Genomic DNA, 17,800 nt, shown 5'->3' with positions numbered 1-17,800 from the left:
TGAGAGATAATATTCACATGATAACCTAGCGTTATAATAATTTTGATAGTCTTTCATTTAAACGTGTATCTACTACAAATGAATAAAGGGGAGTCACAGTACTACCGTTTGAAACCTCTATGGCCAAAGAAGCGAGTATGCTATAAAAATCGACTAATTCCAATGTTTTTTCATCTGGTGTTCCTACTACACTACTATAAACTGCCATTGTTCCTAATAATTCATTTTTTGAAGTGAGCAAAGGTGTTGAATAACAAGCACGAAGTCCATGTACAATTGCGCTATGACGGTACTTTTCACAAAGTGGATTATTTTCAATATCCGATACGGTAACAGGTTGTTTTAAAAAGGCAGCAGTTCCACATGAACCACCATAGAGACTAACGTCTGCTGGTTCAATCGAGTTAACAAAGTTTGCAGGGAGGGCGGAAAACACCGTTTCTCCTAATTGGTTTAGTATAGGGTTATACAGCATAATCGACCCATACAAATTAACAGAATCACAGGAATTTTCCATACTATTCACAATAAAAGTTAATATTTTTTTTAATGGTATACCAGATGAAATCATTTGAATAATAGTTGTTTGATTGTCAAATAAGGATTTCTGAATTGTAATCATCATTATGCCCTCTTTTCAAATTAATAATGGTTTTGTCGGAGTAATCTTATTTACTATTATTACAATAAATAATAATAATCACTATAAGGAAAACCCCTAACTGTTTTTATAAAAAACCCTATACGCATCTAGTGCATTTCCTATGTGAAGCGAGCTATAAACCTTAATATGTAAATTTAATCAAAATAGCCTATGTTTATCCAATACCTGTGATAAATGTGCTATAGTATTTTTAGAGATTCTAAAATTAGGAGGTGCAAGTATGATTTCAGTATTACTTGCCGATGATCATGCCATTGTACGCTCTGGCATTAAACATATGATTAATAGTCAAACGGATATGAAGGTAATAGATGAAGCCGAGAACGGGGAAGAAGTTGTTCAAAAAGCACTAGAAAAAAAACCTGATGTGATTATCATGGATTTAAATATGCCAAAGAAAAGCGGTCTTGTAGCAACAAAGCAAATTAATGAAGCGAATAATAATGTGAAGATTATCGTTTTAACAATGCACGAAGGGAAAGAATATTTATTCCATGCATTGCAGGCGGGGGCTTCTAGCTACTTATTAAAAAGTTATCATGAAAATGATTTAATAGAAGCAATTCGTACAGTTTACCGCGGAGAAGCTTACTTATATCCGAATGCGACAAAACTTTTATTAGAAGAATATATGAAAAAGTCAGATGTTAATGTGAGTGACTTGCAAAAATTAACGGGCCGCGAACAAGAGGTATTATCCTATTTGGCTAAGGGCTATACGAACCGGGAAGTAGGGGAGAAGTTGTTTCTGTCAGTAAAAACGATAGAATCTCATAAATCGAAAATCATGGATAAGTTACAACTGAAAACACGTCCAGATTTAGTGAAATTTGCAGTGAAAAATGGCTATTTAGATTTTGATTAAGGGAGCATAAAAAGATGGCAGCCTTAAAAAAACAGGAAATTAAATATATATTTTTTGCAATTCTTGTCTTACTTTTACTGTTCCGCTTTCAAATTGGACACGTACCTGCTGAGGTAGATGATCATTTTTTATTACTACATACATTAATGGAGTTATTTAGTATATTTGTGTCCTTTTCTATATTTGTACAAGCGTGGACAACTTACTCTTCCCACCGACTTAAATCTCAATATTTTATAGGGTTAGTGTTTTTAGCGGTAGGTTTTTTTGATTTAGCTCATACGTTTACTTATAAGGGAATGCCCTTTATTGCCGACGAATTCTCTACCGCTCGTGCCACATGGTTTTGGATTGTAGCTCGATTAATAGAAAGTATTGGTGTTGCGCTATTTATCTTTAGACCAAGCCAAATGCAATTTATTAAACGTCGTTGGGGTCTATATGTAACCATCCTATTTGTGAGTATTTGTACAGCGATTATTTTGACAATACCTGGTCAACTTCCAGTACTACTTAATGAACATGGGGTTACAGGTCTTAAAGTTTCGCTTGAATATGTAATCAGTATAACGATTTTTATTACACTTGCTATTTTATTCAAAAGGTATTTAAAAAAGTCACAACGAAATATTGATTTGCTTCGTATGATTTTTGCCTTATTTATCATGATGGTGGGGGAGCTCTTTTTTACCCTTTATACACATGTATATGCGATTGAAAATTTATTAGGGCACTGTTTCAAATTTATCGGCTACATTTATATTTATCGTGCAATCTATTTCCCTGAGATTCAGCAAATCATCACTGACAAAAAAATTGCGGAAAAGCAACAAATGGAAGCAGAGCTGAAGTTATATGAGGTTGAAAAAAGCTTATCCAGACAAGTGTTTAAGGCACATGAAGAGGAAAGAAAGCGGGTATCTAGAGAGTTACATGATAGTATCGGGCAATCGCTATTTAGTATTTTAGTTACGTTAAATACGGTCAATAAAGATCAACCAGTAGAAAAGAATGAAGAAAGCCTACGAACGATAAAGATGATGACACAAGAGGCAATGAAAGAAGTAAAAGAAATTGCCCGTTCATTAAGACCGAGTACATTAGATGATTTAGGGTTTATTCCAGCTATGAGGGCCTACCTTGAAACGTACGAACAGATTCACAATATCTCCGTTCACTTTGAAATCAAAGGGAAAGCGGGTAGGTTAGAGCCAGAAGTTGAAACAGCTCTCTATCGTATCTGTCAAGAAGCGTTAACGAATACAGCAAAATACGCGAAAGCTAGTAAAGTTTATGTATCTCTCAATATGGATGAAAATTCAACCGATTTAATGATTAAAGATAATGGTTTAGGGTTTGTCATAGGAGAGTATTTAAAAAACGCACAGCGAAAAGGGATTGGTTTATATAGTATTAAGGAGCGGGCAGAAGGAGTAGGTGGTTCTGCACAATTTCATTCTAAAGTAAATGAAGGAACGACGATTGAAATTTCCGTCCCGAGATCTAAGTGATTAATCCCTTAAAACATTACTCATTTGTAGAAGACATTGTTGTAAGTCTTCTACAAATGATTTTTTTTAGATGTCTAATTGTTTGCTTGTAGTACTAAATTCAATTCACATTCAGTTTTCTCTAGAATCTCAACATCTTCTATACTATCAACTAACTCTTTAAATAGTTGATATTTAGAACAGTCGTTTAGTCGTTCTACTAAAGCCTGTCCCTCAAATGTTAAAGTGATTCGACCATCTATTTCATTAATAGAGATACTTAATGAGTTAACAGTATTAAGGTTGTCAATTATTTGAATTAGATGTTGAATGAATCGAAATATATTAACCTCAACTTTATGGGGCTGCCTTTTAAGTGTTCCTTTAAAGTTAATGTCGGTCGTTATGTTATTACCTTCTTTAAGTAGTTCGTAGTAAGATTTAATTGCCCCGTAAGGTCCCAAATCTTGCATACATATAGGATATACACTAATCGAAGCTTCTTTTAACTGGATTAATTGTTTTTCAATTTCTTTTTTTAGTGATGTTAAATACTCTTTTGCAGAGTCGGATTGAGCTTCTTGATCTAACGTACGGACACCTAATAAAGAGCTATATAAAATTTGTTCAAGTGGATCCAATGTATCTTGAGCTAATTGATAGTTTTTATTTTCATGGATATTCCAAATTTGATTAATTAAATCATTTTTTTGTTTGAACAACTGTAGGAGTTCTTCATAGTCATTCAAGATGTTAGTAAGTAATTCAGGTTCATTACTGATAATCTTGTTTCGATAATCTTGAATCAGTGGTTGGATGTCATCAAAACGGTTCGCCACTAAGCACACTCCCGCCTAACATGTATTTTCATAGTACGATTCAATTATCGCGCAAATTCAAAGTAATAATCTATAGGGGTTTTCCCTATATTTTTGAAAATTTACTTAAGATAGGTGAAAAGGCATCTATATAAGTTCAATAAAAGAATCTATCCTTGTGATGTAAGTTTTCTAATAAAGCTTCTAATAAAGTATGGGCTAGTTTAGGCTGGCTAAGCACATGAGGCGCACAGCTTTGTTGCACAAATCTATACGACTCATCTGTGTGCTTTGTGCAAGGCCAGCCTTTATAACGTTTTGCCTACTGAAACTTTCTGGATTTATTGCGCCGCTACCGTGGGAGGCGGCGTTATCCTCAATTGATTTTTATCCCATTAGGAAAAACCTATCCTATCTTTTTGCTGTTGAGGAGCAAAAATCATACAACCTTTGTGCAAAGCTGAACCTTATAAGTAGGAAAACATGCCATAAAAGTGGGGCGAACGGCATATTTTCCATTCTCAACGGTATTGTAGGAACGAATTTTATTGTCAAACGCATATTTCAATAAAGAGATTGAATATCTGAAACTAACTTCATATTCATAAAAATGATTAGGAATTGTATTGGGACAAACTTGAATAGAAGGGTTGATTGGAATGGAGGGGAGGCGACTCCTACGGGAACAGCACGTGCGGAAAATCCACTTATTTTGAGACACCTCTCGAAATAAGTTAGTTGGAGCCGTGCCCGTGGAAAGCGTCCGGACCGGAATGGAAATCAACTACCCCTTTTTCAGGGGAATTTTTAATGATAGATTCATTAATTAATTATATATCCAGTTATAAAAAATAGCCCCGACAAAAGTGTCAAGGCTACTGTAAAATATGCATTTAATCGTTTTTCCCTTTTCCTAAAAGCTTATTAGAAATCACCAGCCCGATTGCACCGATTAACATAAATAAAATCGAACGAATCAGAATGTCGAGTGTAGATAAATCAAAGAAAATCATTTTAATAATCCCCAAAAAGAGTAGAACAATACCGGTTAATTTCAGCTGTTGGTAGCTTCGTTGTGCTGCTAAAAACAGCGACAAGCAAGCAATAACGAAAATCGAAACGGTATTCAAAATAACAGCTGTGCTCCAATTAATGAGTTCATGAAAATTCATGAAGTATGTTGTGCTAAAGAGCCAAACAACGGAAAGTATCATTCCAACAAGCGTAAATGGCTCTGTATACTTAGTGGAAAGAGGTTCGTATTGTTTGGAAATTCTGCCATGCCTCCATAAGTCTGCTATAACAGCCCAGTAAATCACGATATATATAATACGGATGATGAGTGCAACTGTAATTGCTCGTACATCGATCCATAGAGTCATCATTAATACGAGTGCTGCAAATCCGTAAATTACCGTAGCAAGGACTGGAAGCGACCGACCAATCTGTGTACGATTAAAGGTAAGAACCAATGCCAGCCCAATTGCAATCGCACTAAACAAGAAGTAGGAAGTAAATCCTGTTGGCATATATGCCCAATCTAATTTCCAAATGTACAGAAGAACGACCACATATAAAAGACTGGGGTAAACATCCTCTAAACCAATCTCCCAATTTTTATCTTCACTGGATGTCTGCTCATAGTGGCGAAGTATCCAATATAATGCAAACAGCATGACAGTGACGACTACAATCGTCAAATGCTCAATAGAGAAAAATGGCTGAACTAAATAATAGACAAGAACGAAAAATGAAAGTATTGAAAACGTAATGCCTTGCAAATATTTCATGACTACAATCGCATGCTTCACGGCAAGGATCAACCCAGCAAATGATACGACAATCATTAGCAGTAATATGACCTCGTTTGAAATATTGAGCTGCGCAATAAAGTTTAAAATTGTAAGGGTTGATAATGTACCGAACATGTCGATTAATAGTCGATCCTTACGTTTAAATACGATGTATAAAGAAATTGCTAAAATACCAAGTAAGAGAACGAGCACCATAAGCAAGACGACCTCTTTTTGTAAAAGCATCGCGTTTATTAAAGATAAAATAATGATCGTAAAGCTAAAGAGCATACCCGCATTTTTTTTACTTTCACTAGAAGATAAGTGTAAATAGCTGCCTAAAAAGACGCTATACAACGTAACAACGGCGAGTGCGATAAAGACGTTGTGCTCATTATTGAATATAAAAACAAAACCAAATGCCAAAATCGAAAACGCCATCCCGATATACAGTGCTTTACGTTGTATATGTTTCCAAATAACAACTTGCACAACAGCGAACAGCAATACGATGAAAATGCCAATAATCAGTGCGCTAAATTTCATATATTCAAGTAAATACGGTAGTAATAATGAAGTAAAGATAACGAGCGCGGTTAATGCTTCATTTCCTTTTACATAACTAATGAAAACACCGTAAGCAATGTAGACAAGTGCGATCATAAGTGCAACATATAGATGAAGGACATCATATAAAATGGCACCAGCCGCGGTCACTAAAATGCCGACAATGAACGCACCACCATAGAGTGACAAAGCGACAACGCGTGATCCTTTTTGCCTTTTTTCCATTATATATGCACATATACCGAGACCAATAGATATCGCAAAGCCACCGATGATTTTTATACTGTCTGATAAAAAACCGTAATCACTCACAAGCTTTAAGCCCCACAAAACACCGAGTACTAAAATGACCATAAAAATTCTTGGCAATGCCCGTGTAAACATTTCTTCAAGTGAGCGTTTCTCCAATTTAGGCGCATCTTGTTTTTCGACGATAGATATTTCTTTTGGGACGGGTTGTTTTGGTGGAACGATTGTTTGTGCTACTATTTTTGGAATAGGTACAGTTTGCTCAAACTTTATATGTTTTTTTAAATGCTGCACTTCTGTACGCAATGTGTGGAGTTCTCGTTCCAGTGTCTCAATTCGTTCGAGCAACTTGGAGTCCTTTTCCATATAAACCACCTCTCTCAATGAAAGTAATGACATGTTATTAGCATAATTTTACACTTCGCTTCAATATATGTAAAATGTTACCTGTAAATTTCATCTTTTACATGTATTCATTACTTCCCCAAAATACCATACCCGCTATCAATCAAACGCACACAATACTCACCGCTTCATTTCAATATTTGTTATGATGGGATTATATAGAATAGGGGGGCGTGAACGATGAATAATGATTTATTTTTTGACCGCTATTTTTTGAAATCAAACGAAATTCTTGAAGCGCCTGTCGAAATTAGACCAGCTATATTTGAAGCGTATATTACGAAAAAAACAGCGCGAACATATAAAAGAATTGCCATGTTAAAGTTTGGTGAACTACATGACGGAATCCCGCCAGCTGAAATTTTACAGGCAAAATTGACCCATCATAATAAAAGGACTTTACAAGCACCTCTTCATACACTCGAAACGTGGATTCAACAGGGATGGATTACCGAGGAAATTCGTTTTCATACAGACGGACAAACCGTTAAAGAAGCATATTTTAGAATGGGCATTAGTTTATATACATATTTTGAGCACCAAAATAACGAAAAAAATGCTCAATTTAGCGCCACCTATAACAAACTCATGGATCAGTTTCCAAAGGGAAATGCTGAAATTCTTGAGCTATTACAACGAAATACATCAGAAACAGAGTTAAAGCAATGTTCACTATTTCCAATCACATGGCCAACTGCAAAGCGGCTGACGTTTCTTGAATTTTGCATTGCGTTTTTCCAATTAGTCAGTCGCCAGCAATTGTTTGATTTTAAGGAAATTGGTGCGACGTACTTTGATGCAATTGGTGGTTCCAAAGTGTTTGATTCGTATAAAAAAGAATTTATTGCCCTGCTTGAGCAATGGTTTGACATGAAGACAAGCGACTGTGGTTTAGTGAGTTTAGGGCAGATTACACCACTGTTTTTCAGTGGGCAATTAAGTGGCAACTTTAGCAGTTACAATTATGGCTCGATTCATGCATTGACCGATCAAAATATGGTGCATGACCGTTTTACGACAGCGTGCACGAATATTTGGCTGGTGGAAAATCGCGCAATTTTAACACGGATGAGTACGGAAATGGCGTTTTTACAACGTACGAATAGTTTTGTGTTGTCTATAGACGGTCAGTTACGAACTGCACATAAAATGTTGATACGTCAGCTCATGCAATCGAAAACAACCGTATTTATTTGGACAGATTACGATGCAGCGGGCTTGTCGATTAGTCGCGGGCTTGATGAGTTAATCACGGCAACAAATAAACGTTTTGTCGCCCGGAATGAGCAAATTTTTTCAACCTTTACGGAATATGAAAAGTGGTTAATAGAGGAGTTACACATTGCTTTTCATGAACAAGAACAGCAGTTAGGAGATGTTGCACAATGGACCCAATGGCTGGAAATGTAAGTGCGCCTATTTCGATTTTTAATAGTGAAGCGAATACACCTGAGTTGAAAATGACGATGCGTGATTTGGCTTCGTTAGGTGGTGTTTTAAAAGAGCTAGGTGGCGAAAAGATGTATGATGCACCGCTTGAAATTTTACGTTTTATAAATATTATTCAGTTATTAAATGAAGCGGCACTTGGTATTAATGATCCGATTGAAGATGAAAAAATGCTGTATTACCGCTATGTACGGACATATAACGATTTGACACCGCCCGATCAAAAGGATATTGAGCATGTCGTTCGTCTGTTACAAACGAATAGTTGGATTGCCAAACAGTCCCGTCAAATTAAGCTACAAGACCGTGGGAAACGGTTAATGGATGCACTTATCCGTTTAGCGAACGATACGCTAGCTTATTATTTGAAAGATGATATTGGTCGCTCGCTATTTCAAGCAAGACGTGATGCGGAAATTAGTGAAGCTTATGATGATAAAGGGGTTTCTGGTGGGAATCGCATTGCGTCCATGATTGTGAATGTAGAAGATGCTGTCCAAACATTAGAAAATCGACAGTTGGAGCTTTTAGCAGAAAAAAATGCGTTGCCACAATTGCAAATTATTCATGAGCTTATGATGGATTTAGAACAGAAAATGAAGGAGCGCCTAGCCCAGTTCCAAACGGTTGAAGAAAGTTTAATAATGACAAATTTAATTCAGCGCGGCACAGTGGCATTAGCAAAAGGTACGACACTTAGCACAAGTCTTTTGAAGAAATATGTACGCTTTGTCACGATGCAAGAAATTGAAATTCACCAAAACGTTTCCCCTGAAAAGTTTCGTCAATATATTTTCAAAATGTACAACACTGAAACCGAAACGAATACGCCGAATGTAGAAGATATTTTAAGTTTTATGGAACAAAATTTATACGCGGATGAAGCAATGGATGGAATTTGGTTGCCAGTGAAATTTACGTCGCCAATTGGTGGAGCGGATATAGATCTGGCCATTGATTACCTAGAGCATTATGAACCGAAAATAAATGAACCTTTGCCTGAAACGGAACTTGAGCAATATGAAGAACAATATGTGGAAGGCCAAACGATTGAAGAAATCTTTAAAAATGCAGCTTGGGAAGTGACGAAATCTAAAATGGATACGGAAAAGATTGAGCAGCATTTAGCCTTGCATGGTGAAACACAAATTGAAGAGCTCATAGTTCAAACATCTTCCAGCTCTTGGAGTGATGCAATCAAGTCCTTATTTGTCGTGTCTGCCATGCAGGCGAATAAAAAAGTGGCGTATGTCCCAACCGAAAAGACCATTGACTATGAAAAAGAATGGAAGTGGATTAATGATGACGACCGAAAATACACCGTCTCCCCAAGAGAACTTCGAGCAAAACCGCCTGGACGTACTGAATAATTTAAAAATCTATTTATCTATTGAGGAAGAATTAGTATTTATGCGGCTATTGTATTCTTCTTCCTCCACGACGCTGCGTCAAAATTATGGCTTAAAGCGTAATGAAATTGAAAAGATCCTTAAAATAAAAGGTGATGACGCATTTTTATCTTTTATGGAACGTGTCAATCTTGTAACAGGTCGTTATTTCCAAGTAGTTTATGATGATAAGCGTGACCGGGCAGTTGTGTTAATGCGTGTACCAGCGCGTGAAGCGAAAACGACGCTCAATAAAGAATCCCTTGCCATCTTGCTTTACATGTTTTATCAGCAGGAAGTGTTAAATCATGAGTTTACGCTGCTAGATCAAGTAATAGCGGATTTCGGGCACGAAAATTACAATGCCACACGCAAAATGGTAGCGAATATTAAGCCGTTAGAATCGATTGGCGCGGTGGAGAAATATGATATTTCGGCCACTGAAGAAGCGTATAAATTGACTACAATTGGTGTTCATATGTTCTCTGATTCATTTTTACGCCGAACGCTAGAGTTTTCTCAGGAACGTCAGCTTAGTAAAGAAGAAGTGCTGAAGTTTTTCAAACGCTATAACTTGTATTTAAAGGAGGATGAGCTATGATTCCATATCGATTAGCATTTTCAGGTGTACGCGATTTTCCAGCAACGCAATTAACATTTGGCGATGATTTCGAGCATGTGCTGATCACAGGTCCAAATGGTACAGGGAAATCGACATTGGCCTTTTGTTTTGGCGCTGTTTTAAATTCATCCCGTGTGTCGCTAGAAGGAATTCGTTCGAATAATATTCCAGATACAAAGGCATGGCGTGCTTCGATTACGTTGACGTTTAAAAATACAGGTAGTTCACAAGTAGATGGTCCCCCATACATTGCGTTTCGTGTGAATATTGACCAGCCAAGTGCTAATGCCATTCCGCAACGAGAATATGAAATTTTGTATGGCGAAACAATAGATGGTTTAGTGTTGGAAGATATTTTCCGCTCAGGTGATAGTCAACAGCGCAATTTTTCTTTGTATACGGAGCAGTTGAAAAAGAAATATAAGATTTTCCCGGATATGTACTATTTAATATGGTATCAGCAGGAGGTCAATCAATTTGCAGCCTATTCACCTGAAGAGCGCTTTCGTCGATTTAGTGATATGTACGGTATTTCAGATATTCAGCAAAAATGGGAAACGCAAATTGCTCAACTAAGTGAGCTTGCTGTTGTACTGAAGGAATCACAGCAATTTGTGAATAATGCCAACCATGAGTTAAATCGTGCACAAAATGAATTAAATGATTATCATGCCAACCAACAAAGAATGGCTACATCTGGTAAACAGTTGATTTTAACAACGAACACATTAAAGCATATGGAACAACAGGTGATTACCGCTAGTGAGAAAAAAATGGCGGAAATACACGTAAACATGGAGGATAATTCAAAAAAAATAAAGGTTATTAAGTCGCAGCAAGAACGATTACATAAAGTTTTCATGATGAAGCAACAACAACTTCAAGATTTGCAATCGACAAAAAGTAAGAAGCTGGGGCAGGGACAACGTTTTACCGAGGAAATTGCGACATTAGAAGTCGATTTAATGCATTTACAAAAACAGTTAGCCGAAACGGATCAAGAGCGAAAAAGACTGCGTTATTCAGAAATCGAAACGCAACAACTTTATCAGCAAAAGAGCGAACAGCTAGTAGAAAGTGCGACCATGATGGATCGCTTACACAATGATCAAAATGAGCTGTTGGAAGCAATGCAGCAGCACAATCAATTAACTATTAAAAAAGAGTTCGAACTTCAACAGATTCATGAGCAAAAAGAAGAGATGGAACGAATAAAAAAACAATTTCGCAGTTCTTATGTAGTGAAGGATCAAATTCAAAAGTTTGAGCAAATCTTAGAAAAATATTTTGAAAACCGTTCGAAATTAGTTGCTGCTAAAAAAACAGTAGAAGCTGAAATTCATTCATTTGAGCAAAATCAAGTGTACTCACAGCGCCAGCAAAAGGGCTTGCAGGAACTTCGTCAACATAATATTGTAGCCTATGCTTTGCGAGATTTAGTGGAGTTAACAGAAGATGCAATGCCAGCTGATGAAAGGCGTTTAGATACGATTAAATATAGTATTTTTTACGATGCCAAAATGATTCAGCCCGTCAATGACTTGTATTATGTATCGTTAAAAAGCATTATTCCAACGCGATTTATTAAGGATTTACCGCAATTGAAATTAACAACGCGCGGGAATTTAACCCAAACCGAGCAAGTTTTTTCCTCAAAGATACTGTATTGGATTGAGCAATTTTTCATTCAAACACCCAAAATTTCGAGTAATATGCTCGTTGATGAGCGTGGAAGTCGTGGTACTCAGGAGCAAGATACCTTTATTTTAAGTGAAAAATCAATCGCTCAAAGCTTGCTACGTCTGCGGAAAGAACATATGAAAATTTCCGAGCAGTTAGCGCAATTAGAACAGAACTATCAGCAAAATAGTGCAGAGCATAGCAGGTTGCGAAATGCTTTGCCAGATATTCAAAAAGCCGAAGCCTATTTCACACAAGCAAACGATGTTGTGAATCATGAGAAGTATTTAACCGTTTTGAAGCAGGAACTTACGCAGCTACAAACAACATTGAAAGATAAAGTACAGCAGCTGGCTACGCATAATAGTGATTACGCTGTTTTGAAATTCGAGCAGAAACAATTGTTAGAGGAGCTAGAAATTTATAAGAAGCTTGGTGCTTTGACAGAGCTTCAAAATCAGTATACCGCTCTTAAGAAAAGCTTTGATGAAAAGAAAAGCCAATACAATCAGCTGCAAAAAGATATTCGAACGCTGGAAACTTCAATACACCAGTTTGAAGATGAGATTCGTAAGGTGAAAAATAACCAGCATCAATTAAAATCAGAATTAACCGATACGGAGCAGGATTTAGAAGGCGCCAATCGTTTGAAAGCGTCTTTAGAAGATACAATCGAGGTGGCGCAGGAGCAAGTAACAAAACATGAAATCAACCTTGCTGAATTGGCGAGCATTGTATCTAATTTATACACCGAAACGATTATGGAGCCGGTCATTACGGAGTTTTCGAAAACAAAGATACTGCAAATGAATGTAAATGCTAAGGCTGAATTTTTCGATGCGCGCCAAGCTAAAATCAATCCACAAGCCCCACAAAATTTTGAGATCATTCAAAAGGATTATATAGATAAACGTGACACCGTATTAAAAACGGAAAAAATGATTCAAGAGCAACAGCAACATACAGATGAACTCGCTACAAATCTTGAAAATACGATTAGTATGCAAGTACGTGCACTCCGTCATTTATTTGAAGGGTATATGGATGAGTTTGGCTTTGAAGGAGCAATTGAATGGGAACGTTATACCGATAAGCGTGGTCGCACAATTTTCCAGCTATTTTTAAAAGTACGGAAAAAAGGGCATCGTGGTAATTTAACGGAAGTCAGTATTAAAGCACGTAACGGCAAGTTTGGGAAAGGTGTTTCGGGTGGTGAAGAATCGTTAAGCTCACTACTTTTTGCATTAGCTTTACTAAAAAACCTCCAAACATCGCCAGGCTTTATTTTACTAGACGAGTTCGACAGTGCACTGGATGAAAATCGCAAAGAAAAGGTATTTGCCTTATACAATCAGGAATTACAGCGTAAATTATTTATTTTATCACCTAAAACACATGATGAGCAGTATTACCGCAATTTCTCGCGTGCCTTCATTATTGATCACGACGCACAAATTCCAATTAGTCGTGTGAAAAGTTTGATGATGGGGCAGGGGATTTAGGAGACTTATATGCGATTTTCACAATTAGGGCTATTGAGCAGGAATTAAATTCTTGATCAATAGCCCTTTTTTTATCCTGATAGAAAAATAGCTTATTTGAACAATAAAAAACTGCTTATTTCTTTTTTTACAACGGGAGATTCTGCATTTTGAGTAATATGAATAGGGGATACCTACCGTATCATATAGTGGAAGAGACGAGCATTAGTTCTTATTAATCAGAAGGATGGTGTATTTGACGAATCAAATTAATTGGTTTTTAGTGTTGCAATTAGGGATGGCTCTGTTTTGGATTTTGACGTACATACTAATAATAATGCGGGGATTTCGAGATAAGGCATATGGTATGCCGATGGTCGCAATTTGTGCAAATATTTCATGGGAATTCATTTTTGCATTCATTTACCCAATAAATGATATTCAACAGAAAATCACGATGATTTGGTTTGCCTTGGATAGTGTCATATTGATGCAATATTTAATCTATGGTCGAAAGGAATTTAAAAAATATTTGTCTAAGCATCTTTTTTATTTATCTTTCTTCATAACACTGGGCATTAGTTTTTACATAATACTGATGATCACACATGAGATAAATGATTTCGAAGGGAAGTACGTAGCTTTTTCACAAAACTTAATGATGTCGGGTCTGTTTATCTCTTTATTGTTTTGGAGAGGAAATTTGGAGGGGCAATCGTTGGCAATCGCGATATTTAAAATGCTGGGTACCCTATGTATATCTATTGGTCTCTATATCTATTTCCAAACCAGCTTGATTACGATTATTTCTGTTGCCATTCTAATATATGATTGGATTTACATTGGCTTAGTTTACAAGTTAAATAGAAAAAAATCACTCTTACATTAGTTTAAAGACCGACTAGTAGCACTAGTCGGTCTTAGTTGTTTATGCCCGGTAAATCGATTGTGTTTTTCCGCGGACTTATACAAAGATTGGTTATAGTACATTAATAGAACCATTAGTAGTCCAATCTTGTATTTATTCCTAATAAAATAACATAGATTTTTAAAAGTTGGAATACAGTTATGTATGATTCCAATTTTTTTCTGTGTTCAAACTGCCTAACTACTAACTTTATGCTGGGGGAGATTATTGTTTAGTAAGGTTTTGAAATAGTGTCGAGCCATCTTGTGAAGTTGTATGAAAGAATGGACTTCACCGGGTGAAAAACAATTCTTTTAGCTAAATAACATCGAATTTTCGCTAAATCCAACCCTTCTCACTAGCCAGATTAACAGCTTGTTGGCGAGATTCAACGTGAAGCTTTTGAATAGAGGTGGATAAATAGTTGCGAATTGTGCCTTTTGTTAGAAATAGTTTTTTGCTTATTTCATTTGTCGTGCAGCCTTCTTTTACAAGTTGGAGCACGGCAATTTCTCGTTCATTGAGTGGGTTGAGTTCTTTCACGAATAATGTAGCGGCTAAATCTCTGCTCACTACTTTGTCTCCATTATTTATTTTTCGAATTGTTTCGATTAAATAATCAATCGGTTCGTCTTTTAATAAATACCCATGCACATTACAATCCATCGCTTTTTGTAAATAACCAGGTCGTGCAAATGTCGTCACAATCATGACTTTACACGATAAATTGTCATTTTTGATATTTTCGGCAAGTTCAAGTCCAGTGAGAAAGGGCATTTCAATATCTAATATACAAACGTCAGGTACTTCGCTTTGAATTACTTCCCATGCTTTTTGGCCATCTGCTACCTCTGCAATAACTTGGATATCGGGCTCGAATGATAGTAAGGATGTTAAGGCACCACGTAACATTTGCTGATCTTCAGCGATTAGGACACGTATCATAGGGACGGCTCCACCTTTCTGGAATTTTGGATAGGAAGTTTTAACGTGACAATCGTTCCACCCGTTATTATATTGTTGACCGAGGCGGTTCCTTGAAGAGCGGACATTCGATCCTTCATAGAAGAGATACCATTACCGAGGCCTTGGTTTTCTAGACCAACACCGTCATCAATTATTTTTAAACAATAAATGTGGTCAATATAATCAATCTCAAAAATACAATTTTTAGCCTGACTATGCTTAATCAGATTGGTTGTGGCTTCTCTCACACATAAGGCGAGCATTGTTTCTTCCACACTAGCTAATAGGATATTGGAATATTTATTCTTCAACTTGAAAGAAATATGGGCTGTCTGTAATGCGTTTTTACAATGCAAAAGCTCACTTTCTAACGAGATAAAATTCATATCGGATACGATTTCTCTTACTTGTTTTAACGCTGTGCGTGTCGTGGATAATATATCGTCTAGCTCAACTTTCGCCCTTTTTGGATCTTTGTCCATCAATTTTGTTGTCAACTCAGTTTTTATTTTGATCATCGTTAACGTATGACCAATCGTATCATGAAGGTCCCTTGCAATACGTTGCCTTTCGTCTTGTTGCACGAGCTGCGTATTCACCGTTGCTAACTCTGCTTTTAAGCTTTTCGTTTTTTCTATAAAGTAAATAAGTAAAGGGAAGGATAATTGCAGCATAAAAATCGGAATAATCATCGGTTCTTCTATTTTAAAAAGTTCGCCACTTTCAATCCATAAAACAATAATAAACATGAGCACAATTGCAACCATAGCCGACGCAATATGCCATTTAAGTCGCGCTCTTCCAATTGAATCGGCGAACATAAATCCAAAAGTCAACATGACAGAACCTTCGTAAACAGCAATAATTGCAATAAGTAATAGCCCTACTAATGTTGCCAAATGAAGGCGCCAATCTCGATACCATAATGCAAAATAAAACGCCACTAACAATAAACTGAGGATCATAATTTTGGCGGGTAACGATAAATCTGAGTCCGAACTTAATACAATAGAGATTAAAAAAACAATTGATACTACGTCAATTACTAAGTATTGTATGGCTTGATCTTTTGGATAAATTTTTATATGTTACACCAACCTTTATTATTTATTCGAAATGGCTTGAACGACATACTTTCGTATCCATTCCATAGGCCCAACATGAAAATGTTTGATCCAAAATTGCGCAATGAAAAGTTGGAGAATGGAAAGGGATAGCCAGATGGCAATTACCTCCATGCTATTCAATTTTCCGCCCAATCCTAAGCCCCACCCATAGAAAATGAATGATGCCATAATGTTTTGGAGCACGTAAATGCTTAAAGACATTTTGCCAACATGCCCTAATCGCATCCACAGCCAATCACCTTTTTTATATTCTATCATTTTACCAAAAATTCCAATATAACCAAGTGCCATTATCGGTGCAAATAAATAGCGCACAGGTAAATCAAAAGCGCCCCCAGGAATAAAGATAAGTAGATTTAGGGGAACACCGAAATATAGCCCAATTGAAAGTAATTTTTTGCGCGCTTGACGGCCGTTTTCACCTTGAGCAAATACGCCGTTACGCATGAATTTGACACCTATTAAAAATAAGAAAATATTCATCGGTATAATAAAAATCGCTTCCGTTCTAAAAAACCAAAAATTCGTTAAACGATTGTCGATTTGTTCAAACCAAGTACCATTTTGATAAATGCTAACAATCGCATCGTTGCTAGGTAAAGATACGTTTGCACCTAGTAAGGCAGTTAATAAAACGAGTAGTATAAAGAGTGCATGAAATCCGCCAACCAAATATAAAGTGCGGTTAATAGCCTTATCCCCAGCCTTTATGATAAAAGCAACGATTATTGCGGTCACCGCGTAACTCATCAAAATGTCATATTCCATTACGAGTGTGAAATGAATCAAGCCCTCGACAAACAAGAATAAAACAGTCCAAATATAAACTCCTGGCCAAGCATTCCCTTTTCGTATCGATTGTTGATATTTTAATTCTAGACCAACACCAAACATGATCGTTAACAGTCCGAGCAATTTACCATTTACGAGAAATAACACAAGCATTCGAACAAAATCATTCAATGACCACCAACCAGCATAAGCACTTGTCGTAATGTAAGATAAGTTCCCAAGATAAGCAAAAATCCAAATGTTTGTACCGAGCGTCCCCAAAACTGCAAATCCACGTAAAATATCGACTAAAGGCATTCTTTCAGTACGATTCATCATCCATATCACTCTCTTCACGTTTTCTTATAATTGTAATGATACAGAGGAATAGATACGAATCCCATTCACACCAGTCAAAAGTACTTTATGACAGGTGTCATGTTGAGAGGGATTATTGAGGAAAATGGAAAGGGTGCAAGATGGGGTACAAAGAAATATATTTGAATTTCTGTATTCAGTATGTTAAATTATGAATGAACGTCAGTCATTATTGATTGG

The 17,800-nt window shown here is 36.5% G+C and carries 13 protein-coding genes; 7 read left to right on the top strand and 6 right to left on the bottom strand.

All coding sequences use genetic code 11. From position 1 onward, the window contains the following. Positions 1 to 31: 31 nt before the first annotated feature. Positions 32 to 622, bottom strand: coding sequence for a GAF domain-containing protein (locus tag ACQKIH_RS05185; RefSeq protein ID WP_427763800.1), 591 nt, complete (start codon positions 620 to 622; stop codon positions 32 to 34). 262 nt (positions 623 to 884) lie between these two features. On the opposite strand from ACQKIH_RS05185, the gene ACQKIH_RS05180 reads away from it, so the two are divergent. Continuing rightward, positions 885 to 1,529 (top strand): response regulator transcription factor, encoded by a 645-nt coding sequence (locus ACQKIH_RS05180; protein WP_427763798.1) that lies wholly within the window; start codon positions 885 to 887, stop codon positions 1,527 to 1,529. Positions 1,530 to 1,543: 14 nt separating this feature from the next. Next, on the top strand, positions 1,544 to 3,040 hold the full coding sequence (locus ACQKIH_RS05175; protein ID WP_427763796.1) for a sensor histidine kinase: 1,497 nt from the start codon (positions 1,544 to 1,546) through the stop codon (positions 3,038 to 3,040). Between the two features lie 74 nt (positions 3,041 to 3,114). Here the strand turns inward: ACQKIH_RS05175 and ACQKIH_RS05170 are convergent, their stop codons facing one another. Together ACQKIH_RS05170 and ACQKIH_RS05165 are read right to left on the bottom strand one after the other, a co-directional pair. Further along, positions 3,115 to 3,858 (bottom strand): hypothetical protein, encoded by a 744-nt coding sequence (locus ACQKIH_RS05170; protein ID WP_427763793.1) that lies wholly within the window; start codon positions 3,856 to 3,858, stop codon positions 3,115 to 3,117. Between the two features lie 872 nt (positions 3,859 to 4,730). After that, positions 4,731 to 6,812: a DUF2339 domain-containing protein gene (locus ACQKIH_RS05165; RefSeq protein ID WP_427763790.1), complete on the bottom strand. Its 2,082-nt coding sequence runs from the start codon at positions 6,810 to 6,812 to the stop codon at positions 4,731 to 4,733. A 219-nt stretch (positions 6,813 to 7,031) separates the two neighbouring features. On the opposite strand from ACQKIH_RS05165, the gene ACQKIH_RS05160 reads away from it, so the two are divergent. The 5 genes from ACQKIH_RS05160 to ACQKIH_RS05140 all read left to right on the top strand — a co-directional run bounded on the left by ACQKIH_RS05160 (position 7,032) and on the right by ACQKIH_RS05140 (position 14,360). Continuing rightward, positions 7,032 to 8,261, top strand: coding sequence for a DUF2399 domain-containing protein (locus ACQKIH_RS05160; RefSeq protein WP_057983500.1), 1,230 nt, complete (start codon positions 7,032 to 7,034; stop codon positions 8,259 to 8,261). Then, on the top strand, positions 8,237 to 9,670 hold the full coding sequence (locus tag ACQKIH_RS05155) for a hypothetical protein (protein ID WP_057983501.1): 1,434 nt from the start codon (positions 8,237 to 8,239) through the stop codon (positions 9,668 to 9,670). Before ACQKIH_RS05160 ends, ACQKIH_RS05155 begins: the two co-directional genes overlap by 25 nt. Further along, positions 9,603 to 10,289, top strand: a complete 687-nt coding sequence (locus tag ACQKIH_RS05150) for a hypothetical protein (RefSeq protein WP_152982927.1) — start codon at positions 9,603 to 9,605, stop codon at positions 10,287 to 10,289. The genes ACQKIH_RS05155 and ACQKIH_RS05150 overlap by 68 nt, the downstream gene beginning before the upstream one ends. Then, positions 10,286 to 13,492: an AAA family ATPase gene (locus ACQKIH_RS05145; RefSeq protein ID WP_427763786.1), complete on the top strand. Its 3,207-nt coding sequence runs from the start codon at positions 10,286 to 10,288 to the stop codon at positions 13,490 to 13,492. The genes ACQKIH_RS05150 and ACQKIH_RS05145 overlap by 4 nt, the downstream gene beginning before the upstream one ends. A gap of 235 nt (positions 13,493 to 13,727) precedes the next feature. Further along, positions 13,728 to 14,360, top strand: coding sequence for a transmembrane-type terpene cyclase (locus ACQKIH_RS05140; RefSeq protein WP_427763784.1), 633 nt, complete (start codon positions 13,728 to 13,730; stop codon positions 14,358 to 14,360). 357 nt (positions 14,361 to 14,717) lie between these two features. On the opposite strand, the gene ACQKIH_RS05135 is transcribed toward ACQKIH_RS05140, so the two are convergent. The 3 genes from ACQKIH_RS05135 to ACQKIH_RS05125 form a co-directional block, all read right to left on the bottom strand. After that, positions 14,718 to 15,323, bottom strand: a complete 606-nt coding sequence (locus ACQKIH_RS05135; protein ID WP_427763782.1) for a response regulator transcription factor — start codon at positions 15,321 to 15,323, stop codon at positions 14,718 to 14,720. Further along, positions 15,320 to 16,309 (bottom strand): sensor histidine kinase, encoded by a 990-nt coding sequence (locus ACQKIH_RS05130; RefSeq protein WP_427763780.1) that lies wholly within the window; start codon positions 16,307 to 16,309, stop codon positions 15,320 to 15,322. Before ACQKIH_RS05130 ends, ACQKIH_RS05135 begins: the two co-directional genes overlap by 4 nt. Positions 16,310 to 16,447: 138 nt before the next feature. Next, positions 16,448 to 17,581, bottom strand: coding sequence for a DUF418 domain-containing protein (locus ACQKIH_RS05125; protein WP_427763777.1), 1,134 nt, complete (start codon positions 17,579 to 17,581; stop codon positions 16,448 to 16,450). Positions 17,582 to 17,800: the final 219 nt, after the last annotated feature.

The organism is Solibacillus cecembensis (assembly GCF_050272495.1).
GTDB lineage: Bacteria > Bacillota > Bacilli > Bacillales_A > Planococcaceae > Solibacillus > Solibacillus cecembensis.
Note: the sequence above shows the minus strand (reverse complement) of the source record. Positions and strands in the feature narration are given on the sequence as shown.